Annotated in this window: 21 protein-coding genes; 8 read left to right on the top strand and 13 right to left on the bottom strand. The window is 48.5% G+C overall.

Going from position 1 to position 26,385, the window contains the following annotated elements:
* The gene (locus BDT_RS07305) at positions 1–426 is read left to right on the top strand and encodes a hypothetical protein (protein ID WP_041577343.1); all 426 of its coding nucleotides are present in this window, start codon (positions 1–3) and stop codon (positions 424–426) included.
* Between the two features lie 28 nt (positions 427–454).
* Positions 455–1,078, top strand: a complete 624-nt coding sequence (locus BDT_RS07300; RefSeq protein WP_041577341.1) for a CsgG/HfaB family protein — start codon at positions 455–457, stop codon at positions 1,076–1,078.
* A gap of 1,103 nt (positions 1,079–2,181) precedes the next feature.
* Here the strand turns inward: BDT_RS07300 and BDT_RS07290 are convergent.
* Complete coding sequence (locus BDT_RS07290; RefSeq protein ID WP_041577337.1) at positions 2,182–2,823, bottom strand: hypothetical protein; 642 nt, start codon at positions 2,821–2,823, stop codon at positions 2,182–2,184.
* Between the two features lie 2 nt (positions 2,824–2,825).
* Positions 2,826–3,473: an AbiTii domain-containing protein gene (locus BDT_RS07285; protein WP_051026283.1), complete on the bottom strand. Its 648-nt coding sequence runs from the start codon at positions 3,471–3,473 to the stop codon at positions 2,826–2,828.
* A 128-nt stretch (positions 3,474–3,601) separates the two neighbouring features.
* On the opposite strand from BDT_RS07285, the gene BDT_RS07280 reads away from it, so the two are divergent.
* Both BDT_RS07280 and BDT_RS07275 read left to right on the top strand, forming a co-directional pair.
* A complete protein-coding gene (locus tag BDT_RS07280; RefSeq protein ID WP_041577335.1) occupies positions 3,602–5,443 on the top strand; it encodes a DUF4209 domain-containing protein in 1,842 nt (613 codons plus the stop codon).
* A 6-nt stretch (positions 5,444–5,449) separates the two neighbouring features.
* The gene (locus BDT_RS07275) at positions 5,450–6,373 is read left to right on the top strand and encodes a hypothetical protein (protein WP_015090603.1); all 924 of its coding nucleotides are present in this window, start codon (positions 5,450–5,452) and stop codon (positions 6,371–6,373) included.
* A 130-nt stretch (positions 6,374–6,503) separates the two neighbouring features.
* Here the strand turns inward: BDT_RS07275 and BDT_RS07270 are convergent, their stop codons facing one another.
* Together BDT_RS07270 and BDT_RS07265 are read right to left on the bottom strand one after the other, a co-directional pair.
* On the bottom strand, positions 6,504–7,307 hold the full coding sequence (locus tag BDT_RS07270) for an IS3 family transposase (RefSeq protein ID WP_235046334.1): 804 nt from the start codon (positions 7,305–7,307) through the stop codon (positions 6,504–6,506).
* Positions 7,308–7,330: 23 nt separating this feature from the next.
* Complete coding sequence (locus BDT_RS07265) at positions 7,331–7,708, bottom strand: transposase (protein WP_041577221.1); 378 nt, start codon at positions 7,706–7,708, stop codon at positions 7,331–7,333.
* A gap of 100 nt (positions 7,709–7,808) precedes the next feature.
* Between BDT_RS07265 and BDT_RS19295 the strand changes: the two genes are divergently transcribed.
* Both BDT_RS19295 and BDT_RS07255 read left to right on the top strand, forming a co-directional pair.
* Entirely contained in the window at positions 7,809–8,174 is a 366-nt protein-coding gene (locus BDT_RS19295; RefSeq protein WP_041577333.1) for a DUF2441 domain-containing protein, read from the top strand.
* 344 nt (positions 8,175–8,518) lie between these two features.
* Complete coding sequence (locus BDT_RS07255; protein WP_015090602.1) at positions 8,519–8,875, top strand: ASCH domain-containing protein; 357 nt, start codon at positions 8,519–8,521, stop codon at positions 8,873–8,875.
* On the opposite strand, the gene BDT_RS07250 is transcribed toward BDT_RS07255, so the two are convergent.
* From BDT_RS07250 to BDT_RS07240, 3 genes are read right to left on the bottom strand one after another with little or no spacing between them, the layout of a single operon-like run.
* Complete coding sequence (locus BDT_RS07250) at positions 8,872–10,287, bottom strand: FAD-binding protein (protein WP_015090601.1); 1,416 nt, start codon at positions 10,285–10,287, stop codon at positions 8,872–8,874. The genes BDT_RS07255 and BDT_RS07250 overlap by 4 nt on opposite strands.
* Complete coding sequence (locus BDT_RS07245; protein ID WP_041577331.1) at positions 10,284–11,117, bottom strand: TauD/TfdA dioxygenase family protein; 834 nt, start codon at positions 11,115–11,117, stop codon at positions 10,284–10,286. The genes BDT_RS07250 and BDT_RS07245 overlap by 4 nt, the downstream gene beginning before the upstream one ends.
* Positions 11,114–12,160, bottom strand: coding sequence for an L-tyrosine/L-tryptophan isonitrile synthase family protein (locus BDT_RS07240; protein ID WP_041577328.1), 1,047 nt, complete (start codon positions 12,158–12,160; stop codon positions 11,114–11,116). Before BDT_RS07240 ends, BDT_RS07245 begins: the two co-directional genes overlap by 4 nt.
* Positions 12,161–12,248: 88 nt before the next feature.
* On the opposite strand from BDT_RS07240, the gene BDT_RS07235 reads away from it, so the two are divergent.
* Positions 12,249–13,079 (top strand): LysR family transcriptional regulator, encoded by an 831-nt coding sequence (locus BDT_RS07235; RefSeq protein ID WP_015090598.1) that lies wholly within the window; start codon positions 12,249–12,251, stop codon positions 13,077–13,079.
* 15 nt (positions 13,080–13,094) lie between these two features.
* Here the strand turns inward: BDT_RS07235 and BDT_RS07230 are convergent, their stop codons facing one another.
* From BDT_RS07230 to BDT_RS07205, 6 genes are read right to left on the bottom strand one after another with little or no spacing between them, the layout of a single operon-like run.
* Positions 13,095–13,724 (bottom strand): MarC family protein, encoded by a 630-nt coding sequence (locus BDT_RS07230; RefSeq protein WP_015090597.1) that lies wholly within the window; start codon positions 13,722–13,724, stop codon positions 13,095–13,097.
* A 5-nt stretch (positions 13,725–13,729) separates the two neighbouring features.
* Positions 13,730–14,260, bottom strand: a complete 531-nt coding sequence (locus BDT_RS07225) for a YidH family protein (protein ID WP_051026282.1) — start codon at positions 14,258–14,260, stop codon at positions 13,730–13,732.
* A complete protein-coding gene (locus BDT_RS07220) occupies positions 14,250–14,603 on the bottom strand; it encodes a DUF1622 domain-containing protein (RefSeq protein WP_015090595.1) in 354 nt (117 codons plus the stop codon). The genes BDT_RS07225 and BDT_RS07220 overlap by 11 nt, the downstream gene beginning before the upstream one ends.
* Positions 14,604–14,614: 11 nt before the next feature.
* On the bottom strand, positions 14,615–15,598 hold the full coding sequence (locus BDT_RS07215; protein ID WP_015090594.1) for a formylglycine-generating enzyme family protein: 984 nt from the start codon (positions 15,596–15,598) through the stop codon (positions 14,615–14,617).
* Positions 15,573–17,273 carry an arylsulfatase gene (locus BDT_RS07210; protein WP_015090593.1) on the bottom strand — a complete coding sequence of 567 codons (1,701 nt, stop codon included), beginning with the start codon at positions 17,271–17,273 and terminating at the stop codon, positions 15,573–15,575. The genes BDT_RS07215 and BDT_RS07210 overlap by 26 nt, the downstream gene beginning before the upstream one ends.
* 34 nt (positions 17,274–17,307) lie before the next feature.
* Positions 17,308–18,297: an HAD family hydrolase gene (locus tag BDT_RS07205; RefSeq protein ID WP_148278754.1), complete on the bottom strand. Its 990-nt coding sequence runs from the start codon at positions 18,295–18,297 to the stop codon at positions 17,308–17,310.
* A 353-nt stretch (positions 18,298–18,650) separates the two neighbouring features.
* On the opposite strand from BDT_RS07205, the gene BDT_RS07200 reads away from it, so the two are divergent.
* Positions 18,651–26,321 carry a Calx-beta domain-containing protein gene (locus BDT_RS07200; protein WP_015090591.1) on the top strand — a complete coding sequence of 2,557 codons (7,671 nt, stop codon included), beginning with the start codon at positions 18,651–18,653 and terminating at the stop codon, positions 26,319–26,321.
* Positions 26,322–26,385 lie beyond the last annotated feature (64 nt).

Here is a 26,385-nt window from a genome sequence, read left to right as displayed (position 1 = left end):
ATGTCAAATACACTAAAAACCATCTTATTAGCGTTGTTTTTAACCGCATCTACAGCAAATGCTGAGAGCCCAAACCAGTCCCTAAGAGTCATCTCAGATTCGCAGGGAGGACTTATTAATTTTGAAACATCTCTGAAGTCCTTTGTTAAGCTCTTTTCAAATGGTAAAACTTCATGGACTGCCGTGGGCAGCGATAGTTGGATCTTAACCAATGAATCCGTGGATCAAATGACGGACAACGTGACGGTCTCCAAGTTTCTGTTTAAGAAAAAGACGGTAAAGAAAGAAGACATCTTGGATATTCAGAGAGTTGTTATTGATGGAAAGGATATTCCACAAATTCTGTTTCCCAATATTCTCTATCCTCTAAAAGAAGGCCTTAAGAGCAAGGGACTGATGGATATGAAGAAATCAAAAGGTAAATAGGCACTTCAATCAAGGCCAGGAGGATTCTATGAAAAATGCTATTCTGATACTTTCTTTGTTCATTTTGGCTACTGGGTGTTCCTCAAAAGAGAAGCGAACTAAATTTTCAGATAAGTCCATGAGGATCATGATTGATAGTGCTTCTATTTCAGCAAAAGAGTATGCGAAACTCCAAACAGCTCTAGTGGCAAATGGATCTTTCATTATTCTTGATAGATCAAAAGGATTGAAGGCAATCAAAGAAGAACAAGATATGCTTCACCGGAAGTCTATTGATCGCTTTGAAGATCGAGAAAAGTTTGCACTTTATGGCAAACTGTATGGAGCAGGTGCCGTCGTAGTGGCCAATGTTCAATGCCGAGATATTTCTTATTGGACTGGAATGGGACACGAGTGCCAGCAATCCATTAACTTGATGGACACTTCCACAGGGGAAGTTATTACCGCTGTAGAGAATACTGTAAAAACAGACTGGGGCACTGTCGCCTCCTGGGATGAGGCCGTAACAAAACTAGTTGATGCCTACCCAAAGGACTTCAAGTCTGAGCCCATTACTGCACGGCTAATGGAGTACAAAGCAGAATCTCAAGAAGAAGCCCTAAGACAGAGAGAACAGGCTGTCCAAAACGGCATTACTCAGTCAGAAGAATAAAGTAGGTATATAAATTCTTAAAGAAGAGGGCCATATAGCACCGCTACCCCGCATTGGAAAACGCTGGCTTGCTATTTATCCTTCGTTAACTGGGAAATCACCTTTAGAAGCCTAGCCGCCTTGGTGTCATCAGTAACCAATGGCAAGACTCCTAACAGCATCAACGCTGACGCATTCGTTACCTTTGCCCTGAGCGACCTACCCGCTCTGTAGCTATTCATAGCCTTGCTTGCTTCAATATCTATCTTCTTTGTGGACGGAATGGACATAACACCTCCAAGAAGGAAAACTCTTCAGCTGCTATTAGAGTAAACTCCAGATCCGTCTTAGGAGCGGCTCAGTGACTGCCCCCGCCGGTTGGCCGCGGCGACCTGTACTTATTGTGCCACGAGCTTATTACAGCGTCGTTTCCTTGTGAAAAGCCTCCTTTCCTCCGGAACCCCAAACCAGGCTGAATAATTGTTCACGACTCGACGCTTTCTCCCTTTTTTTATTTCGACCAGCGGTGTTTGCTTTTTGAGAAGGCGCAAGCTTTCCGTCAACGCGTAGCCTATCAGACGTAAAATTAGGCAAGGTTCAGTTACCTAATAAGGACTGGCAAAGGCTCTTGAAGAAGTCTTAAATCTACTGGGAATCTTCAACGCTATTTCTTTTAGGTGTCAGGTAGTCATTGGGGATGGATGCGGACGCATTCATAGGTGACACAGTTGGGCTTCAGTAGCATCAGGACGATCAAGACTGAAGGGGGATTTACTCTCAAACCGGCCAATAAGGGATCTTGAATATAGAGGATCACTCCTCGCCTTCAGGTAACGACTGAATACTTTGGTGGATGGGTAACGGCAACCACCATTAACTGGCGAGTTCTACTGATGGAATTACTGACCGTTGTTCCATGAGTAGCGCTGGCCAGAGGGTTAAGTTTGAAGTATCGCGCTAGCAATCACTATTTCTAGAGTGCGCAGCTCTCTTCTTAGGGTAGGGGGATTGCCGTTGTTGTAACTAAAGATCTAAAGTAACATACTAGACCGGGAACTTTAGAAACTCCTACACTACTATCATCAACCTAAAATCAGGCTTCTACTGAAATCATCAGCTCAAACTCATAGGAATCCAAAGGTACTTGCAATAACAGGTGCTGCTTTGGCGGTAAAATCGATCAGAGAAAGGGCCACACTAAGTTTGTTCAACTTCTCCCACGTCTTCTTTACCAAATCACTATTTCTAGATTCAGCAGAAATTTTAGCCTGAGAGATAATGACATCAGCATAAGTCCGGGCTAGTTCCTTTTGATCTTCTGAAGCCGCATTAGAGGATTCAATCTTACTGATCAAGTTGCGAATAGAAATCTCAAGATCTGCATTTTTGTTGACTTGCGATTGACTACTGCCAACAGATCCCTGTTGAATTTGCGAACCGTTCATGTTTTTAATATTGATAATATTTACCATTGGCGGAAAATGTTCAGTCCTTAACTGGGGGTTGGTTCTAGCTCTCTCAATCTCAACCAATCCTTGATGAGTTAGCTCGACGGTAGGCCCATCATCATCGCCCATCGTCGTAATTTCAATTAAACCCTCATCTGACAAGTAGCGAATAATCACATCAACTTCATGATCAGTAAGGCCTATAGATCGCCCAACTACCAAACTCCCAACATTTGGACCGGTGTCACCCCCAACCTCGTCAAAAAGCTGATTCAGATACCTCAATCTCTGCAATTGCTTCTTGTTAATATCGACCATAACTACTTCCTCGATTTCTGCCTAGAACTCTGAGTTCCTTGCTGAAGTTGCGAATCAACGACATTCCCATAAATATTAGTGATATTATAATTTGCCTGCGCCGCTCTTCTAATTTCCTCATCTGAGAAGGAAACGTCATCACCGAGAATCCCGTCCTCTTCAAGCTTCAATGACCAGTTCAAGATTAAGTTCTTAATTGAGTCCAGGATTCTATGGAGAGCTGATAGTGGAATGTGAAGAGATGGCCGCAAGTCTATTCCGATTGAACTCATTATTTGACCAGCTACCTCCGCAGAGTAGTCCATTGTGGCTGACCCACCATCTTTAGAGTTTTGAAGTATATGCTCAATTTCAGATGCCGCCTGAGAACACTGACGAGTAGATAGCGCATCCATAGTTTTAGAACTCTCAAACATTACGGTCTGCCATCCGTGATACGGATTCCAGACCTTCATTGTTCCAGAAATCGTTCTATATGGAGGCAAATCAGTACCCGAAGGATAACCATTGAGTTCGTGACTTACCCACTCCTCAAGTTCCTTCACCTTAAGCTTGCGAGCAACAAAATATGCTTTCCGCAACAGATCGGTTAATCCAACATCTTTCCCCAATGCTTCTTTTTGCAACTCCAGCACCAATGCAGCCATCATTACCCTTCCGAGAATGGTACTCACACCACTTGTGTAATCAATCCGACAAATATATCATGACGCTAAACACAAAATTGTCAACTAATACCAGCAGTCATTGTATAGTGATCTTCATTTATGGAGAAAAGATGAAAAAAGAAGATGAGAAAAGAAACCCCAAGATACCTGACCTTCAGGATCTTAACGAGGGCTTCAATATACTAGAGAGTTTTGCGCATAAAGTAAAATACGAAGATAGCCTAGCTAATGCGTTTCAAAAACTACGGGATAAATACAAAAATGCTGGCGACAGAGAGTCTCTTCATAAGTGTCAACTTGAACTAGAATTTCAGAGTTTTGTTTTTGTCGATGGAAAAGTAAATCCAAAGTTTGTGCTGGCTAGTCCATTCCCAGACCTATCCATCTACTCAGATTCAGATTTGGACTATCTGAAGGAACGCCATTGGACTTCCAAAAATCCAACCCTCAAAGCACGCTACGCACATCTTCTCTGGGAATCGAAATTAAAGCATATTGATTTTGTGAAATCTGCAATAGACTCGTATCTAGACTCAACTTCCCAACTACTGAATTTCGAATTGGAAGAACCAAAGAAGAGCCGAGGACACAGAATTATTGACTCACTAAAAAGCCTCTGGGTCCTATCGACTAGAGTGTCCTACAAAGAACAAGAGACTCAGGAATTACTAATCAGAATATTTAATTCATACGATTACAACAATCCGGCGTCTAGTTCAGTAAGACTATTCATACTTGATCTTTCAATAGAAAAATGGAAAACCTTTGGTTCGATCTTATTCCCACACATCGAAAATGTTTATACTCATCAGAAAGATAAAACGGATCTATTTGGTAAAATGGACTGGCTACTTGCTCTCGGAAAAGTGAGCAACAAGTCCAAACTAAAATCCATTGATTGGAAGCATCAACTGGCAGATGTCTACGAACAAATTGCAGATTCTTTTGGGAAGAGTAATCCAGCATCGGCGGAATATATTTCTGAAGCCTTGGAGCTTTATAAATCTATGAAAAACACGGACAAAGTCGCAGATTTAGAAAGAAAGTACGACGAAGCAAAAAAATCAATCCGTCTAGGGTCATATCGTCAAACAATAGATTTAACAGAGTCCGCAAATTCAGCTTCACGATACGCCGAAGAGCTACTCAAAGAACACGGAGCAGAAGTCCTAAATTTCTTAAGGGACACTCCCGAGCTCATTCCAAACGTCAACGCCATTCGCACCGAAAATGAGGCTAGACTTAAGAAAATGCCTCTCCAAAGTGATATGCCTCAATCTGTCTTGGATCACCGAGGAAACACAATTGAACACTTCACAACCCCTGAAGAAATAAAAAGAAGATGGGAGTTACATACATACGAATTCCATCTTCAATGTAATAAAATTCTATTGCTCAGATTTATTTTCTTACACGGCATCAAAAGCGGACTATTTACTATTGAGCTTTTTGAATCATATCTGACGAATGAGACTTGGCTTTCCCAGAAAAGAAACATCTGGTCACCAGCAGTTGAAACAGAAGAATCCTTTCTGGACCTGGTGCTCCCGGCACTGAAATATTTCATCACTCAAACTAACGAAGCTCTAGCAAATGCTAACTATCGCCCCGACTTTGTCCTCTGTTGCGACTCTCTTGCTATGAAGTTCGAAAGCCTTCTCAGAGACCTCTGTGAGCAGAACAAAGAGGCTACCTTCTTCATGAAAGACGATAAAAGTAGACGCAAGGTAGTAAATGAACAAGACATCAATGCTTTGTTGTACTCCAAAACCATCAAAAATCTATTCTCTGAAGACCAACTATTTTATCTGCGCTTTGTTCTAATTGAAAAATCCGGACAGAACTGGCGTCATAAAGTAGCCCATGGCCTATCATACAAACCCGAATATTCTTTCAACCTAATGGTCCTGCTAGTCATGTGTCTTCTGATAGTAGCAAAGAAAAAGGTCTGATAAATTATGGTCATCCCGAAGACAGATCGAGAGAGCAAGCCAGACTTATATTACGGCCATCACGTTGTAGCTTTCCTAGATTTACTTGGACAGAAGGATCGAATCTGCGAAATTGAAGGGATCCTAGAGGCTGAGAATCCGGAGATAAGTCGAGATAAACTGCAAAAGACCCTCAAGCATACAGTAGGCACTGTTTGGGCTTTTAGAAAGCAGTTTTTAGACTTCTTCGACAGCTATTTAGAGCATGAGCCACCGTTTCAAATTCCGAAAAAATTTGAAACTCATTTTAAGGAAATGCTAAGTCATTCGAAGATAAACTTTCAGAGTTTCTCTGACTCTACAATCGTATGGACACCAGTCTACCTTAAAAATGACCTGGATTACGCCAAAGTACTGAATAGCATTCACGGAATTTTAGCTTCAGTTGGTACGATAGCTCCGTTGTATTTAAGTAAAAAAGTACCATTCCGTGGAGGTATCGATCTTGAAGGTGGTATTTCTCTGTATCCAGGGAGCAATGAACTTTATGGACCAGCACTAAATCGAGCCTATACTTTAGAAAGCAAGGAAGCTGAATATCCTAGGGTTCTGATTGGAATAGGCCTACTAAACTTTTTAAGAAGCATTGTAAACATTGAGTTCAGAGATGCCGCCATAGGGAAATACTGTCAAATGATGGCGGAACGATGTAATGGCTGGATAATTGTGGACGAAGATGGGCGACCAATGGTTCATTTTTTTGGCGCATCCGCCCGAGAACTTCAATCCACCTTGCCAGATGATTTCAATTATACGCTTGAGATCCTCGAACCCCTTAAAAAATTTGTCTTAGACTGTGAAGACAAGTTCAAAGATCATCCAAAGCTAGGTCAAAGATATAAACGTCTCAAGTCCTACATCGATAGATCTTTGAAAGAATGGGAAATGTAGATCTAAGAGATCTTATCAAATCAATGAGTACTTAACCCAATTAAATAAAGTAAGGAAATCGATAAATGTTAGCTGATCAATCGTACTATCTCTTTTGTTCTGGAGTGAACCCCGATTTTTTGGACACGGTTTAAAAGTTCACGGACCCTTTGTACTCGACCGGGCTCTTCATGCCAAGTGCTGAGTGCGGAGCAATATTGTTATAATCTGCAAACCACTGCGGCAAAAGCTTGAGAACCGTCTCTGCGCTGTCACAGTCAGCCTGATAAACGTAATCCCTTTTGATTGTTTTAACGAATGCTTCAGCCATGCCGTTGGATTCTGGGCTGTAGGCTCTGGTGTAACAGCAATTCAGATTTAACTCTTTGCCAAGATCCTTCACGGACTTCGCACGGTAAATTGACCCTCGATCTGACAACCACTGAATTTCGCGAGGACATCTCAATGACTCACCAAATCTCGCTTCAACAGCTTTAACCATCAATTCCTCTATGTCGGTAGCTGATAGCGGCTCAGTCCTAGCGACGTAAGCAAATGCTTCGCGATCACAACAATCCAAAGCAAACGCCACGAAAACTTTGTCGCCGTTAAAACAGCGGATTTCCATGCCATCTGAACACCAACGCAGATTCGGGAACATAGTCATAACAACTCCCGTATGTGGCCTTTTTGGCTGTGGCATTGTTTGTGGCAATGAAAGACCATTCATGCGCATGATTCTTTGAACACGCTTGCGATTGATCTTATTGCGACCATCAAGGGATCTTTGGCGATTCACCATCGTTGTCACCCGGCGGTAGCCATAGGTGGCTCTAATTGCAATAACGGCTTTGATTTCTTCTAAAATTATTTGATCGTCTGATTTTTGGTAATGGCGAGGCATGCCAATTTCCTCCTGAGAAACTGGTTCGTAATAAATTGAACTTCGGCTGATTTCGAAAACTTCTGCGATCTGACTTACTTCATACCGATTAAGCGCTTTGACTTCTTTGGCGGTTGAAGTGCTTTTAATATCGCTTTTTTTTGAACGATCTCCAGGCCATCTTTTAAGATGTCATTCTTGATCGTCAAATCGCCAACTTTAGCTTTGAGATTCTGATTCTCAGCCTTGAGTTTGTCGTTTTCTTCGATCAACTTTTGAATGTATTCCGCACTGATTGGGGATTCGTCTTTTTTGTGGTTCATTTGCCTCTTCCAACTATAAAGAGTGATAGCATGAACCCCGTATTTCCTGGCAAGCACTGGGATAGAAATTCCCTGGGAATTGTGCTCTTTGATGATTAATTGCTTCTTTTCCTGTGTAAATACTTTCCGTCTGTTAGACGTTGTTTCCATAAAGACCCCCTGGGTTGGGTGTCCAAATAAAATCGGGGTCAGGAACAGTTCATATCCACTCGATGTAGGGAGCGTTGTCCTCCCGGGCAACTGGGGAAGAATGCTTAAACTATATTCAGCCCATAACGACCTGCGACTAGTCGCGCGAGAAGCCATATTTGAGCAAATACGCGTCCTCAACTATCAAAACAAACCCAGCAGGTGGGATTCTATCTTTCTTTGCGAAGATAAAACTATTGCCGAGCGCTTCCGTATTGAAGGACAAAGGGGCTTTGATATCCTATATAAAGTAGAGATTCTTGATAAAAAAGCTGCTTACCACCGTGGGGACTGGAATATGAACTTCACTCAAGCAGACTCCGTTGCTAGTATGTTTCAAAGAGCCCAAGAATATTGGGCTGCAACTAATGTAAACAATCCCGAGATAGTGACACAAAGCGCCGTAAGAATCATTGGCCGTTGTTAACCAATTCAGTTCTAAGACCCGGCACCAGCGAACGCCAATTTGTAATTAAAAATAAAAAACCCGAATCGAAAGATTCGGGTTTTTATTTTTACTCACAGCTTAGTTTTCAAGGGGCTTAGAACTTAGAGCGCCGGCGCAAAAACAATCCTACAAAGCTCGCAGCACGCGGCGACGCCGGCACAGGGGTTCCTCGCCCTAGCAGGATGCTAGCGCGAGGGTGCGCGAAAGCGCAGGGCAACGCCCCGAGGAGCGTGATGCGACGAGCCCCACCCCCCGCCGCAAACCCAGAACCCAAGCGAGTTTCAAGCAACGCGAGAAACAAGCCAGTCAAAACCGGGAACAGAATGATGAAACACAAAACCCTCTCCATAGTCCACCCCAACGGCACCCGCATCGCCAACGGCGAAAAAACCATCGAAGTCCGCCGCTGGCTTCCCCCTACCGACCTCACCGGTGACCTGCTCATCGTAGAAAACAAAAACTTCCTCTTCAAAGAAGGCGAAACCGACATCGGCATCCCAGTCGCAATCGTAAAAATCAAATCCGTTCGCCCCTTCGAAGAAAAAGACATCCCCGCCGCCTGCGCAACCCGATGGGAACCCGGCTACTATTCCTGGGAACTCACCGAAGTAAGAAAACTAAACTCCACCCAACAAGTCCTCGCCGCAAGAGGCATCTACGAACTGGAAATAGACCTTTAACCAAAAACCAATTCCACAAGTTCCCCAACCCGCGCCAGTGGGACCACGAATTCAATATAAGAATCCGGTCTCACCAATACCGCCTGCCCCGCATACACAGAATCAGAAGCATCAACGACAACAAGCTGAACATACCTCGGCAGCTCAAATTCCAGCTGCGCATCCCCAAAGACAAACAAAGTAAACTTCGTATAATCCAGCAAAGAATAAAGCCGAACTGTCCCCGCCCCGCTGTTCACCTCAAAATCAAACAGTCGCGATCCCACCAAACCTTCGCCCGCATAACGAATCCCCATCCCGGTAATATTCCCCGCGCGCTTCTGCACAATCCGAACGTAATCTTCGGCATGCGTCCCCTTCGCAGAATATTTGGTTGAACGAACAAGTTCTCCTGAAGACTCAATGACACTTAAAGCTACGGGTTTCCGTTCAGATTCATAACTTTGCAAAAGGCCATCCGAAGCCCCGTGATGCAAAGTCATATGCATTTTCCAAATAAGATTGAAAGCATCCGCCAGGCCCGTGTTCAGTCCCTGTCCGCCGTTGACCGAATGAATGTGGCTGGCATCACCCGCCAAAAACACCCGATCCTGCACTGAGAACTTTTCCGCCACAGACTCTTTCACCGAAAACTGGGAAAACCACACGACCTCTTTAAACCCCAAAACATGGGGTTTGATCGCGCGATTGATTTTCGCAACAGCTTCTTCCAGGGTGAAATCACTGACGTCCATACGAACATAGAAACGATCAATATTTCCTTCCCGGGGAATCCACGCCACGTCCGAGGTTTCCGCCTGAAAGACGATGATTTCAGGCACTTTTGGAAAGTCCGTTTCAACGACCCCATCAATAACCGCCCAAATAATCTGCGGCCTCACGATTTCAAACGGCACCTGCATTTTTTCACGGACAAAAGACCGCGAACCATCAGCTCCAACAACATAACGGGACTGAATCACCTGACCGTCCGCCAAAGTGGTCAGACACCCGTTTTCAATAATCTCAATATTCGCAATCGCGGTCGAACGACGAACCGCAGCGCCTTGTTCGGCAAGCCGCCCGTCCAATAGCTGTTCCACATAAGACTGCCCCAGCATCAGAAAATGTTTGTGCAGGCACCCTTCCAGCTCGTCCCACCACGAAGACTGGCGCGAAATAAACTTTCCATCCGCCCACACGGAACTGGTGTTGCAGGACTTTCCCAAAGGGTAAACTTCGTCAAATAACTTACCGACTTCCAGCAGCTGCAAAGTTCGGGCGTTCAGGGCATCGGCGCGCCCTACCTGCAATGGTGCCGCGGATTTATCGACGATCACGGTGCTGATCCCGCAAAGATTCGCAAGATAGGCACACATCAGCCCCACGGGCCCCGCCCCGACAACAACAAGATCCACCACTTGAGGCGTCATTTGTAAGACTCCAGACCGGGGTTGTTAAAGGGCGGACTGCTTTGCACCTGCACACGCTGCAGATGACGTGGCGATTTTGAAGTAAAACCTTCCCGTCCATGCAGCAAAGAGAAATTATCCGTAATCACCACATCCCCGTCCTGCCATTCGTGCGCATAGAAATTTTCGGGCGAGTAAAGGGCGTCTTGCAACCCCTGATGGAATTCCTTCATTTTTCCGCCCGCGACACCAGCGAACTCCAGATCCGGAGGATTAACAAATTCTTTACCTTCACAAGGAGGCTCATTGTAACGAATTACAGAAAAATCTCGTTGCGGGTGCTTCGTGATAATCGGCGACACGGTCTTACTGTTGTAAAACTCCATCTTTCTTTGATAGATCCCTGTGACTTTGCTCCAAAGATCTTTCAGCTGGGGCGTCGCATTTTTAAGGGCCAGCACGGTATTTGAAAAAGTGGTTCGCCCGCCATGCCCCGGCAGTGGTGCTTTTACACAATGAAAGATCTGATATTCCGGAACCTGAGGACGATACATTCCGTCCCAATGCATCGGAACATAGCGGTGATCAAATATATGATCCTGAGGATTGTCCTGCTCGATCAGCTCCAGCACTTTTCCAAAAGGCCAGATGCTGATTTCGCCCCAAAGCTCACAATACTTAGCAAAATCCGCAGAATCCCTGAAGGTGGAAAATCCTCTTAGCACCACGATTTGTTCCTGCAGGAAAAAGTCGTGCAAGGACTTCAAATCCAGATCCCTGACACTGGTGCCTTGAACCAAGGGTTCAACAATAACGCCAAAGGGCTTCATATAAGTTGCTTTAAAATTCACAGGACACCTCCCATTTTGTAGTGGCTGGGGCGTCCGTCCGATGAATAAATCAACTCGGCCCCCAGTGCTTCGGCTTCAGAACGTTTCAGCAGAACGGGGCCGTTCTTGGTTTCAACAGCCACTCCATGCCATGGTGTCATCCAACTTTCATTTCCAACCAGGCGGATACCCAGCTTCGCAGCCCCGCAGGTTTGTGGGTGAATGGACAGCCTGACGGCTTCAGGAAAGCGCTCGGCGATCAGATCGCTCCAGGCGTTGCTTCGGCGAATGACTTCATAGGACTTCAAACGGGATTCTTTCTGAATCGCAGAACGGCTTTTGGTCTGCCCCGAGTGCAAAGAATCCTCGAACAGAAAGCGCGTGATTCCGCAATACATACGATGGGCATCTTGTTCGTCGGCGGTCGCCTGATCCCCGGCACCATTGCGAACTTTGTGCTTTAAGAAATCCAAGGAACTGCCATAGCGCTTCATCAGCTCATCACGCATTTGATTGAAGCTAAGCTCGCCATAAAAATCATCCAGATTGAAGGTCTCAATATCTGCAAGGGATAGTTTGTCCTTAAGCACCGAAAGTTCGGACTGGTAAGCCGTCACGTTGCTTTCTTTCATACCCACCAGGTCGCTGAAAACCCTTCCATCAGAGCACAGGATGATTTTAATCCCCGGAGAGTAGTACTTTTTAATCCTCTGACCCAGGCGGCCCAGGAATTCCAGCGCCAGCTGTTCTGCATAGTCTGGCAAAGGCCCCAGAACCTTTTCCGGATTCGGAGATTTACCGGGAAAAGCCGGAAGTACAAAGGTGACAGGCATATTGTTGCGAACGGCCGAAATGATCTTGGGCAGGTGAACAGAGGCGCAAGCCTGGCATTCGGAATTGTCGCACCGGTCATGAGCCCCCGGGACACGGCGATAGTTCATGACCTCGGCCAACATTCTTCGGGCCGTTTCCATGGCTGTGTCGGCAGCGGGGGACCTTTTTAGATCAAAACTTTCAAGGGAATGACTCTGTATTGAAATTAGTTCAAGGGCTGCAGGCTTCATAAACTCGGTTTCCTCCTAAAGCGGAAACTAGCGAATTTCTAGAAATAAATAAAATGACCCTTTTAGTTCATTGTGATAAAAACTATTTATGTCTTTAATGATGGATGACATAAAATACTTTGTAACTGTCTGCGAAACCCTGAATGTCACCCGGGCTTCGGAAATCATTGGCATTTCCCAGCCGGCCCTGAGCTATTCCATCAAACGACTGGAAACTGAACTGGGCGGAAATCTGCTGATCCGGCTTAAAAACGGCATTCAGCTGACCAAGCTGGGGGAAGAATTCAAACAGCGCTCTCGCCGTTTGCTTTATGAATGGGAGCAGGCCCAGAATCTGGCAAATCCTGATTCGGGTCTTATTCAGGGAAGTTATACCATTGCGGTTCACCCCTCGGTCGCGCTTTATACCCTAGCGGCGTTCATGCCGACTTTGCAGTCCGATTTTGCGGGCCTTGATTTCAATTTTATTCATGGTCTTTCCAGGGAAATGACTGAAAAGGTCATCAGTTGGGAAGCGGATTTCGGCATTGTCGTGAATCCCATCAAGCACCCGGATCTTGTTATTCACAAGCTGTGCACAGATGAGGTCACGATCTTCCACACCAAAAACGCCCAGGACAAATTGATTTATGATCAGAACCTGGCCCAGTCCCAATACATTCTGAAAAAGATCAGCAAAAGGACCAGCTTCAATGGCGTGCTAAGTTCAGGCAACCTTGAGGTCGTGGCGAAACTGACGTCTTTGGGGTTTGGGTACGGTCTTTTGCCGACAAGAGTCGCCGCCCAATACAAGCAGCTTGAAAAATTAAAAGAAGCCCCGGTGTTCAAAGACGAAATCTGTCTGGTGTACCGTCCCGAAAAGCACAACAACACCGTCAGCAAAAGAATCATTCAGACGATCAAGTCATCGAATTTTTAAGCCTGAGGATTTTAACTAAAGAAACCCTTTATGCAGCTCCATCAGGCTGATGTGAATGATCGCCAGCGCCATCCCCGCCTGCATCACGCCCAAAACGACGCCAAAGACCTGCATGGCCACGACACCCGTCTTACCCAAGAATATTTTCTTATAGATCATCGCCAGTAAATTCAAAATCATCACCGCAATCAGGACACCGAAAATCAAGAGCGTTCGCTGGTGATCCTGACTTACCGCCAGCAGCACAATCAACGTTGCCAGTCCATGGGCGCTGACCACCATTTTCATAGCCACTCCCAACGGCGTGACCGGTACGGGATCCTGGGCTTGTTCAGACTTGGGTTCTGCTTTTTGCTTTCCCACCAGGACAATGGAAAAAGCCACATAGGCAAAGATCAATCCGGCCGTCAGCTCTAAAACGGCACGGGGGATCTGCCAGTTTTCCATCAGAACTCGGCCTGATAGCCCCAGCACTATTAAAATCGGTATCACCAGTAAGGTGGTTTTCGTAGCCAGCGAAACCACCTGCGGCTGGGACATGTCCTTGGTCGCTTTGGCAAAGGGCTGGATCACCTGAAAAGGCCCCAGCATGATAAAGAAAACAGTGAAGAGCTGACTTGCCCCTAAAACATAAGTGCCTTCCATATTACTTACCCCACAATCATCCATAATACAGACACAATACCAATTAGTATCAAAGCCAGCGTGAAGGCGCGCACCGACCGATGCGCCGGCAAATAGTGATGCGCATCGATTTGCTTGGCCGTGTGCGAATAACGATACAGCGACCATATCAGCATGGCGCTGCCCAGAATCACCATTCCCAGACCCGTATTTTTGGCGTCATCCAAAAAAGGACGCCCCCCGTGCCGGGAGATCGCTTTGTTTTCCATCAAAAACCAGCTGAATCGGTTCATGGTGATTCCCAAGCTGACCAAAGAAATTCCAGTGCGCATGTAAGCTAAATGTGTGCGCTCATTCGCCAAATGACTGCGTACTGCCGACAGATCACTGCGACCTTCCGACAACTCGGTTCTATGCTCGGACAGGTCAGTTCTGTGTTCGGATAATTCTGTTCGATGCTCAGAAAGTCCGGTGCGATGTTCCGACAGATCGGTTCTATGTTCTGAAAGATTTGTTCTTTCCTGCGACATCTCATTTGATGAACGTTCAGGCTCCATCGCCCAACTCCTTTCTGGAGGCGGCCTCCAGATCTCTTTCCAGGAAATAACTTAAGAAAGTCCGGATCAACGCAATAGCGGCGAGCATGCCGATCGCATCCCACGACGGCGAAACAATGGTTGATACGATGTCTGCCGCCAGCATGAATTCCAGCCCCAGAACAATCCACCGCGCAAACCCCAGCCAGATGTCCTTTCTGATGCCCAGACCTCTTTGACCAAAAATGGAAAACTTGGCCAGCCTGAAAAGACCTTCCAATGCGCCCACGGCAATCAACAAAGCCGCAAAGAACTCAAGACAAATTGAAATGACTTCAGTCCATTGCCGGACGGCTTCTTCCATGAAAGTCTCCTTTAACTTCGTTCTCCTCGAACAACACAGCGAAAGCCCAGATGAGATGTCGAAGTGTCCACGGGTTGAGCCATGCGGGCCGAGGGCCGATAGCGTTTGCAATAATTGGGGGCACACAGGTGCGATCCCCCTTTCATCACCTTACGGGGGATCTTTAAAGCCTGACGAGGATCAAAGCTGTCTGCCTCGGCCCCTCCGCGGGGATTTTTCGGAATGCAGCAGGCTTTCAGTTTTTCATCGGGATGCCGCGGGCTGTACCAATCCACCGTCCATTCCCAGACATTGCCGATCATATCAAACAATCCGTAGTCATTCGGCGGAAAGGCTGTGACCGGGGAAGTCCCCTCGAAACCATCGCCGCTGTGATTCTGCCAGGGAAATTCCCCTTGCCAGATGTTGGCCTGATGACGGCCTTCGGGTTCAAGCTCTTCACCCCACGCAAACTCGCGCCCCTCATGCCCCCCGCGCGCTGCAAATTCCCATTCAGCTTCGGTCGGCAGCTTTTTGCCGATCCACTTGGCATAGGCTTGAACATCCTGCCACGATACGTGCACCACCGGATGATCCATCCGGCTTTCAATAGAACTGCCAGGGCCTTGCGGAGAGCGCCAGTTCGCCCCGGGAATAAATTGCCACCATAAATACGGATTTCGCAGATCCACAGGTGAAGCTGGCTTAACAAACACCACCGACGCGGGATCTTTCATGGATTCAGAAGCGCCCGGATACAGGTTTAGATCGGGTTCTTTTTCACAAAATGTACGATAGCCCGTGGCCTGAACAAAGGCCAAAAAATCCCGGTTGGTCACGGGATGGCGGTCCATCCAGAAACCATCGACTTTCACCCGGTGGGCCGGTGCTTCTTCTGCATAATGATTATCGGAGCCCATGGTGAACATACCACCGGGGATCCAGATCATATCAGGAAAAGGGGCCGAGGGCCCCTTTTCCTGCTCAGGTCTAATGAGTACTTCTGCGTTGCTCACCTTCATCCTGTCTGCCTTTTACAGGCGGCATGCCCTGCCCCGCTTCGCGATGGGACTCGGGGGATTCTTTGATGTTTTTTCCTGTGGAATCCTGATGGGCATAGCCAGCGGCGTTGCTCATTTTTTCCATGATCTGATCAATGGTGAAGCTGGCCGCCTTTTGACGAGGCGGATACTCGGCAAAAGTTTCCAGGAATTTTGCGACAATGGCCTGAGCTGCCATAATGATATAGGCTTTGCTCATGTACCAATCCCAATAGGTATTGGAAGTCACATCAGCACGTTCAAATGGATCCGTGCGCAAATTGAAGAGCTTCGGCACACGCAGTGGGGTGAATGGTTCCGCCCACACACCCAATGTTCCGGCTTTTCGCTGCTCCATGAATACCATCTTCCAATTCTGGAAACGAAGGGCTACAAGATCCCCGTCATCACTGAAATAAATAAATCCTTTGCGCGGGCTTTCTTTTTCTTCACCGGTCAAATACGGAACCAGATTATAACCATCGATATGAACGCGGTACTTGTTTTCTCCGGCTTGATGACCGCCCAACAGTTTATTGACGACATCGGGTTCACCGGCGGCAGCCAGGAATGTCGGCAACCAGTCGTGATGCTGAACAATTTCATTTGAAATGGACCCTTCCTTCACCTGTCCCGGCCAGCGAAGTAACAATGGAACCCGGAAAGCCCCTTCCCAGTTCGTATTTTTCTCGCTGCGGAAAGGAGTCATAGCCCCATCCGGCCAGGTATTCATATGAGGTCCGTTATCCGTCGTATACAGCACGATTGTGTCTTCGCTGATACCCAAAGCATCAAGATGATCCAGCATTTGTCCGACGTTTTTGTCATGATCAATCATGGTGTCATGATATGGCGACTGCCCCGGCCCGGCCTGACCGATACTTTCAGGTTTGGTGTGCGTGCGCAAATGCATGTGAGTGGTGTTCAACCAGACGAACCAAGGATTTCCGTCCGAATTTTGTCGGGAAATAAAGTCCTTAGCGGCATCAACAAAATCATCGTCACAGGTTTCCATGCGTTTTCTGGTCAGCGGACCGGTATCTTCGATAGTTTGTTTGCCGACACGGCCCCAGCGCTCATGCACAGTTGGATCGTCTTTATCCGTGGCCTTACAACGCAAAACTCCGCGAGGCAGAAAGCGATCTCTGAACAGATGTCCTTTTGGATAATCAGGATCTTCCGGATCCTCTTCCGCATTCAGGTGATAAAGATTACCGTAAAACTCATCAAAGCCATGAACAGTAGGAAGATATTCATTGCGATCACCAAAATGGTTTTTACCAAACTGGCCGGTCGCATACCCCAGGGGTTTCAGCAAAGCCGCAATGGTTGGGTCCTCACTTTTAATTCCCACTTGCGCCCCGGGCAGTCCCACCTTGGACAGCCCCGTGCGGAACACACTTTGTCCCGTCATAAAGGCGGCGCGTCCCGCTGTGCAGCTTTGTTCGCCGTAGGAATCCGTGAACATCATTCCCTCTTGAGCAATTCGATCGATATTCGGGGTGTGATAACCCATCATTCCGCGGCTGTAGCAGCTTAAGTTGGTGATGCCGATATCATCACCCATGATGACGAGGATATTGGGCTTCCTGCCCTTGCCGTCGCCACTTTCTTTTCTTTGAGATTTTTGAGATTCCTGGGACTTAACCATAATGGAACTCCTTTTCCATGTGTTAGTGAGTCAGCTAAAAATCCTTCGCAATTGATTTCTGTGACGGAAAGACCTGCTTCCAGTCATTCTTAATACTTAAAACTTTGAATCCGAACTTTTTGGCTGCCGCCAGCGAAGCATTGTCCTTTTCGCTGTAAGCGGCCTCCCGGGCCTCGTCATCATGATTGATCATGATCTGAAAGTTCGGCAAAGTGGATTCCCGGGAAAAACGCAAGTGAGCGATGTCCCCTCCGTTGCGCTCGTTGCCGACAGAAAAAATCGGGCGTCTGCCGATGTGGCGTAAAATTCCGATGGGCTTGTTTTCCTTGTCATTGACAAGCGCCAGTGCCGATGTCCTGACGGCGACCAGTCGCCCGTTTCTTTCCTCCAGTTTGTCGACGAAATAAGAACCGATGATATTCTGCGAGGGCACGCCGTAAATCGTGGTTGCCACTTCCCGCATGAAGGATATCTCTCCGCCCGAACTGATAAACAGCGTGAATTCATTGGCGCGAAGATAGGCCAAAAGCTCCAGCATCGGCTGATACACGGCTTGCGTGTAAGGCACCTGCAGTTTTGGATGAAGCGCGGTCTTGAAAAATTCGCGCACCTCCCGGGAAAACTCCTCTTCGCTCATACCCGCGTGGGTCAGGGAAAATATTTCCAGAATCTGCTTCTGAGTCAGCTGCGTGACCGGAACCCCTTTTAAAAGACTGACATAAGGTTCCTGCTTTTTAAGGGCGGGATTTTTTTTCAACGCCTCTTGCAGTCGGTTTTTGGTGAACTCCACCTCGATAGTTGGAACTTCCGACCACAGGGTGCCATCGTTATCGAAGGTGGCAATGCGGTCCTCCGGCGGGACAAAACGGGAACTCTGCTTCTGGGTGACTTCAGAAACAAAGTCGATGATTGATTTTTTCAGTTTGCCGTCATGCCAGGATGGCAGCGGGTCCGTGCCCGCGGCATGAACGGAAAATGAAACCAAAACGAATGCCAAGAAGACAAGCTGTGACAGCCAAGCCATTACTCCTCCATGTTTAGTTTTTCCTTCCTCTGAAGAATAGAAAGTCCCCTCGGGTTTCGAGAACTAAATAAAGTAATCAGTGTTGATAATCTGAAATGTAAAGTCCTGTTGTGACGTATGGCACTCGACCTAAAATCAGACACTCTGCTGGCCAAACAGCCCGGCCGCTCCCAAAAAGCCCAAAATGTTTCATATTTTCGAGAACTAAACCTCAGAAAGGACTGGGCTTTTTCCAGTAAAAATCACTTAACATTTCAACCAAATCTGCCGAAAAGAACCTTAAGATGTTTCACGCCAGCACGTACCTAAAATACATCTCAACGGCTTTCCTCGTACTCTTGCTTACAAGTTGTATGGATGCTTCGTTGTCCCCTCTGCTCAGCGAAAATCAAGTTCTTCGAAAAATCATCGTTGAAGCTGCCGGCAAAACCATCAACCTGGATGAAGGCATTGGCCATCAGATCACACTGGCGGTGGAAACCCCGTCTGTTCCCGGCATCACCCTGAAACCTGAAGACCTGCAATGGAGTCTGAACGACGAAGACGGCGACTTTGAAGCTTCCGCAGGCACCCTGATTGTGCAACCAGGCCTGACCTCGATCAGCTTTATCATCAAACCTTTGCGCGACGGCGAAATCGAAGCCGATGAAACTTTCCAACTGCGCTTTTCCGGTGAAAAATTCGAAAACCTTGATAGCAGCGTGATCACTTTTGTCGTAAAAGACAAAACCACCCGCGCGAAAATTGCCTCGGCTGCAAGTCTGGATTTCGGTCCGCAGTTGAAAGACACCGTCATTGAAAGGTCCGTGACCTTCACAAATTCTGGTGATGCGGCAGCGCAGGGGTTTGCACCGGCAGCTTTGTCTGCTCCTTTTGGGTTTAAGGGCGGCGCTTTCCCGGGTTCCGGTGGCACGTGTTCAAGCACCCTGAACGGACACGCAACCTGTACCGTGGTGGTGACTTACAGTCCAACTGAAGTGAACACTCATTCCCAGACTTTGACTTGGAACTATACCAATCCCGATCTGGCAGACAGTGATTCCTTAAGCATTACAGGTCTTGGGGTTGAGGTCGCTGCCGTGCTGGGCGGTCGCCCTGCAAATCCAAGCAACGTGGATGATCTGGATATCACCGTATCAGGTACCAACGTGACTCACTATCGTTACAAAGTCGGCCCGCAATCCAGCACTGATTGTACGGTGGCTGCCGGCTATTCTGCTGAAACCGCAATCAACACTAAAATCGAAGACAGCCTGACCGCCCTTGCGAATCAGAATTTGAAAATCTGCGCGATCGGTAAAGACTCTAATAACTTCTGGCAGCCGGTGACGTCGGCTACAAGCTATGTCTGGAACTATGACACCCTTCGCCCCGCAGTGGTGATCAGCCAGAAAACCGGTCAGATCGATCCGACCAACGCTTTGCCAGTGCGTTTTTCGTTGGTGTTTAGTGAACCCATTGCAGAATCCACTTTGACGGATTCAGATGTGAACTTCACGGGCTCAGCCCTGGTCAGTGGCCACACTCTGACTAAAATCGACAGCACTCACTATGACCTGACCGTATCAGCAGTAGATAACAACGGCGTGATCCAGCCGGTGATCAATGCGGATAAGTTCTCTGACCTTGCGGGCAATCTGAACACTTTATCCACCGCCACAGACAATCAGGTTACTTATGATACGATGGCTCCGGCCCTGCCGACTTCATTGACCTGGCAGCAATCCTCCCCGACCAAAACAAGCCCTGTGACCGCTCAGTGGAGTCTTTCCGCATCCACCGACATCGCCGAACAAAAGATCCAGTATTATAAGGACGCGAGCTGTCTTTTGCTGGATGGGTCTGCGGTGGCTCTTACGACCTCTGCAACTTCGCGCAGCTTCGTGGGCGCCGATGGTGAAACATACAGTTACAACATCACGGTGATCGACACCTCTGGCAACGTTTCGGTTTCAGCGTGTTCAACGGCCCTGCTGATGGATCGCACAGCGCCAACGTTGCTGTCCTTCAGCCCCGTCACCAGCGTTCGTTCCAGCTTGCCGGCCTCTGTGACAGTGACCTTTAACGAAGACATGCTGGCTTCTTCGATGGAGTCTTTAAGCAACTGGGGCATCGCTTGCTCTGGCAGCGGCGTGGTTTCTTTGGCGGGTGTTTCTGCTGCTTCCGCAACCTCGGCCGTTGTGAATTTGACCGTATCTACAGCTCCGGCAAATGCCGAGGTCTGCACCTTGACGGCGAAAGCAACCCTGACCGACGTTGCTGGAAATGCTCTGGCCGCGGCCGGAACAGTTTCTTACACTCTAGATCTTCCAGGCACCGTGCTTTCAGTGACTTCGTCATTGGCAAACGGCAGCTATAAAGCAGGCCAGGTTGTTCCGGTATCCGTGCAGTTCACCGAAGCTGTGACTGTGGCTGGTGGAAATCCTGAATTATTGATTGAAACCGGATCCACTGATCAAGTGGCGACCTATGTCAGTGGCAGTGGCAGCGGCACCAACACGTTGGTCTTTAACTACACCGTTCAAGCGGGCGACAATTCTTCTGATCTTGATTATGAGTCCATCAATGCGTTGAATTTAAATGGCAGCACCCTGAAAGACAGCTTCGGCAACGATATGATTCTGACTCTGCCCGCTCCGGGAACGACGGGATCCTTGGCTGCGAATAAAAATATCGTTATCGATACGCTTGCTCCTGACGCCTTTGTTATCGGCGGCGTGACTGGTGGAACTGATTCCACTCAGGATGAATGGCTGACCAACGGATCCACGGCCACGGCTCATTGGGCGGCGGCCACGGGCAGCACCCAGTATCTGGTGGAAATTCGCAATAGCGATGCCTCGGCCTCCGTCTGCGCGCAACAAACGGTGGCGACGACGTCCCACACCTTCACCGGATGCACGCTGGCAAATGGCACTCAGTACACGGTCCGCGTTTCTGCCCGTGATGCTGTCGGCAACTTTACAAATGCCACTAACAACGACTTTATCTTTAATGTGAACACGTCCGCGGTGATTGCAACCGTCACTGGTCAGCCGTCTGGTAAAACCAATCAAACGACTTTGAATATTGATGTTGCGGGCGCAGATGTTCAGACCTATCGCTATAAAGTCGGAACGTCTGCTTCCACGAATTGTGCGGTCGCGACGGGCTATTCTGCCGACGTGCCAGTGGCAACCAATATCACTGATTCTGTCAGTGGTTTGGGTAACACAGATATCAAGGTCTGCGTGATCGGTAAGAACTCTGCCGCTGTAGAGCAGGCTTTGACATCAGCAACAAGTGTCACTTGGACTCAGGATCTTGTGGCGCCGACCTTGACCATCAACCAAAAATCCGGTCAGGCCGATCCAACCAACACCCTGCCACTGGAATTCACGATCGTAGCCAGCGAGGCCGTTAACAATTTTGCCGTCGCCGACATTACTCAGTCCGGATCTGCCACTGGTATTACGTGGTCTTTGACGACCTCGGACAATATCACCTGGTCTTTGAAAGCAACGGCGATCACGGGTCCGGGCACTCTGATTCCATCCATCACCGCCAATAAACTGACGGATGTGGCGGGCAATAACAACACTGCCAGCACCAGCACCGACAATCAGATCACCTATGAAACTACAAAACCGTCCCTGACGATCAATCAGGCCGCTGGTCAAACCGACCCGACAAATGCATTGCCAATTGAATTCACCGTGGTCTTTACGGAAGCCATCAATCCAAGCACCTTTGTTGCCGCCGACATCACCCAAGGTGGTACGGCATCCGGTATCACCTGGAGTCTGACAACAGCCGACAATATCACTTGGACCCTGGAAGCCACCGCGGTGACCACTGCAGGTACATTGATCCCGTCCATCACAGCCGGTAAAGTCAGTGACCCTGCCGGAAACACGAACAACGCTTCATCCACCACCGATGCCACAGTGACCTACGATATCACGGCCCCGGTGAATGCGGCTTCCCTGGCTTGGCAGCAGACAACACCGACCAATACCACATCCCTTGTGGCTCAGTGGACGAAATCAACCAGTACGGATCTGGCTTCACAAAAAGTGCGCTTCTATACGGGCACTGCTTGTAACACTTATACCGGCACTGAAAACGCTGCGACCAGTGCTGCCACCACTTCCAACTTTACCGGAGCGAACGGCACGACTTACACCTATCAGGTTATTTCCACCGACACGGCCGGAAATTCGATCACGTCGGCTTGTTCCAGTGCCTTGGTTGTTGATACGACCGTTCCTACGGTGACGAATGTGACTTCCAATAAAACCAATGGTTCCTATACTGTGGGTGAAGTGATCGACGTGCGTGTGACCTTCAGTGAAAACGTGACTGTCACGGGCACCCCGCTGATTGCTTTGAATACGACCCCCGCCCGCTCGGCTTCCTATGCCTCGGGTTCTGGCACCACGGTTTTGGTATTTAACTATACGGTTGTAGCCACAGACACCGCGGCGGACCTGAACTATGCTGCCACGAATTCGTTGACGATCAGTTCAGCCACCATCCGCGATGCGGCGGCAAACAATGCGACCCTGACTTTGCCTGGCACTGCCGCGGCGGGATCATTGGGCACGAACAAAAATATCGTTATTGATACGACGGCTCCAAGTATCACGGCCTTCACCGTGACCAATGCGACACCGACGAACAGCACGACCTTCAATATCACTTCCACGGTCAGTGGTTCACCGACAACTTATTGTATTATGGAAAACAACACCACCGTGGCGTCCTGTACCTGGACGGCGGGGGCCACCTTGCCGACAACATTCACAGTCACAACGGTGAATGAGGCAAAAACCCTGTATGCCTGGGTGAAAGATACTGCGGGCAACGTCAGTGCGATGGCAAGTTCTGCTTCCATCACCTTTGACAATACACCTCCGACGGCCACCCTTTCCGGGCAGCCTACGGGCTCAAGTTCAAAATATCTTCTGAATATTGACGTTAATGGCAGTGGTGTCGTTGCATATAAATACAAACTGGGTGTTGCAGGTTCCACGGATTGTACGGTGGCTTCGGGCTATTCTTCTTCTGAGGTTGTTCACACCACCAATATCACCGACAATATCGCGGGCGTTGCCAATGGCAGTATCAAAGTGTGCGTGGTGGGTAAAGATGCTGCGGGCAATTGGCAGACTTATGCCGCTGCGACGACGGCGACGTGGACGAAGAATTCTCCGGCGATTCAGTTTACGAACACCACGTCCTCTGTTTCAGAGTACAACGACCCTACCCACACCGTGGCGGTCAGCATTCCAACGGCAGTGGATATCGCCGTCAGCGTCAGCTATGCTTATACCAATGGTTCGGCTCCAACCGCAACTATGGGCAATGACTATACCGCGGTGAATGGCACGGCGACCATTGCTGCGGGCAGTACTTCAGTGAATATTTCAATTCCGATTCTGGACAACAGCACGGAAGAAAATGATGAAACATTTAAGATTACGTTGAGCGGTCCAGTGGGCGGTTCTTTGGGGGCCAATACCGTTCACACTGTGACGATCACTGATGACGAAGCTCCACCGCTGGTGACCATTCAGGATGTTTATGTTGTGGAAGGTGCAGCCACCAGCTTGATGGCAACCCTGTCGCATCCAACAGACAAAGGTGCTGTGGCAATCAACTGGACTCGTGACACTTGCGCGGGTGTAGATTGTGCGACTTCGGGGACTGATTATACGATGGCTGTGACTTCCGGTACAGCTTCGGTTCCGTCGGGATCGACGTCCATCACCTTTGGAAGTCTGACCACCATCAACAATGCGGCGGACGAGCTGTATAAACGCATTCCAATTAAAATCACTGGCATCACCGGTGGTACATCTTATATCTCCAATGCAGATATTTATATCAACGACAACGACAGTCCCGCAGGTAAAGACGCCACCGATGTTGTGATCGGTGACAATCATACCTGCGCCGTTACAAGCAATGGAAATGTCTATTGCTGGGGCCACAACGGCGCGGGTGCACTGGGACAAGGAAATTACTACCCAAGTTCCTCACCCCTTCAGGTTTCCCTGCCGGCCCCAGCTGTGTCCATTGCCTCTCACTATAACAACGTTTGTGCGGCGCTAAACACCGGCGCTCTGTACTGCTGGGGTCAGGGCAATCACGGCACCTATCCTGGTGGCGGATTCACCGGGACAAACTCTCTATCCACTCGTTTGTTGCCTACTTTGGTCACGGGAATGAGTTCCGGTGTCACCCAGGTCAGCGTGGGCTGGGGCAATTCATGCGCCATCCAAAATGGCGCGGTTTATTGCTGGGGTATAAAAGAAGGCGGCATTCTTGGTGATCCTGCAACGGCCTCAGCGACGATGGTGCCGGTGGCAATACCAAGTCTGAACACCGGCGTCACAAAAATCGTAAATGGTCAGTTCCATGCCTGTGCGATCAAGGCAGGCGCCCTTTACTGCTGGGGTCAAAACTCCAACGGTGAAGTGGGTGTCGGTTCTATTGCTGTGGTTAGTACTCCAACTGCCATTGCCGGACTGGGAACAGTTACTGATGTTTGGGCGGGTTATTATGGCACTTGCGCCAAAAACAGTTCCAATCAGGTTTATTGCTGGGGTAACAACTCAGACAATCAACTGGTCAGTAATACCACTGCCGACGTCACCTCACCGCTGCTCATGGCGGAACTGGCCGGATCCACCGATATTTACTATGGCATTCAGTTCTGTGCTGCTATCGCGGGCGATCTACACTGCAGAGGCAGAAACTACTTTGGTGAAGCCGGCATCAACCAGCCGACCGGAACTTCTGTCATACCTTTGACGCCTGTTGTAGGTGGTGCTGGCGGAGTCACCGCGGTCGCGGGCTCCACGGGTGCGCACACTTGCTTCGTGCGCAGCGGACAGGTTTATTGCACAGGCTTCTCTGGTTTCGGTCAGCATGGCGACACCCAGACTTTGCAGTCCAATGCTCATGTTCTCAGTCCAAAATTCAGCGGCGCAAGCTCCATTTCCCTTTTCACAGAGCATGCATGCGGGATCTTCAGTGGTGCCGTCAAGTGTCTGGGGGACAGCTACTATAACAAAACTGGAAATCTGCTAACCGACCGTATTTATCAAGCGCCAACTCAGGTAAAAAATCTGACTTCCGGTGCCACTAAAATTGTGACCACCAGCGTAGGTTCCTGCGCCATCGTTTCCGGCGGTGTTCAATGTTGGGGACGCAACTATATCCGTGCTTCTGGATCCACATCTGGAAATCCCAATGTACCAGCCGGCTTGTCTTCCGGGGTCACTGAACTCGCGATGAGCATGGGAAGCACCGTCTGCGCCGTCGCTGGTGGAAAACTTTACTGCTGGGGCCAAGTGGATATAATTCCTTACTTTGATCTTGCCGCGGACTTCTATTACGCGCCCGTAGAGATCACCTCTGCGGGGACGAACAACGTATCTGTCACCATGGGTCGCCATCATGGCTGCGTTCTAAAGGCTGACAAAACTGTTTGGTGTACGGGATACAACTCTCAAGGACAGCTGGGCATGGGCGACAATACGGACCGACCTGGTCTGCATCAAGTTGCCGGTTTGACGAATGTTGATGAACTGCAGGCTTCCAGTTACGGAACCTGCGCCCGTATTGGCACAACCTCCATAAAATGCTGGGGGCAAACTACCGGAAATGGAACAACGACCAGCGCTAAAACTCCGATTGATATTGGAAGCTTCACCAACGTAACAAGACTGGTCAGCGGTTATACAAACCACTGTGCCATTAACAATGGAGCCGCCTATTGCTGGGGCTTCAACCGCTATGACCAACACGGCCTGAACGACTATCAGACAAATGAATATCACTATTCACCCACCGCACTTACCAGTCTCAACGCTTTTGGAACGGTCACTGACCTGGAAGTTCGAGGCTCTTATGGGATCTGCGGTAAAGTGGGAACCAACTGGTACTGCTCTGGTATCGACACCAATAGCGAGCTTGGAACGAACAGAAAGCCATTCCGCCTGGCGCCGGTGTCCATGGGCCCATTCCCGAATTAGTCTCAGCTAAACGACCTTGCGCATCAATAAACACCTTCTTGCTTAAGCCCTTTCTCCCCCATAA

This window comes from Bdellovibrio bacteriovorus str. Tiberius (assembly GCF_000317895.1).
Lineage (GTDB): Bacteria > Bdellovibrionota > Bdellovibrionia > Bdellovibrionales > Bdellovibrionaceae > Bdellovibrio > Bdellovibrio bacteriovorus_F.
Note: the sequence above shows the minus strand (reverse complement) of the source record. Positions and strands in the feature narration are given on the sequence as shown.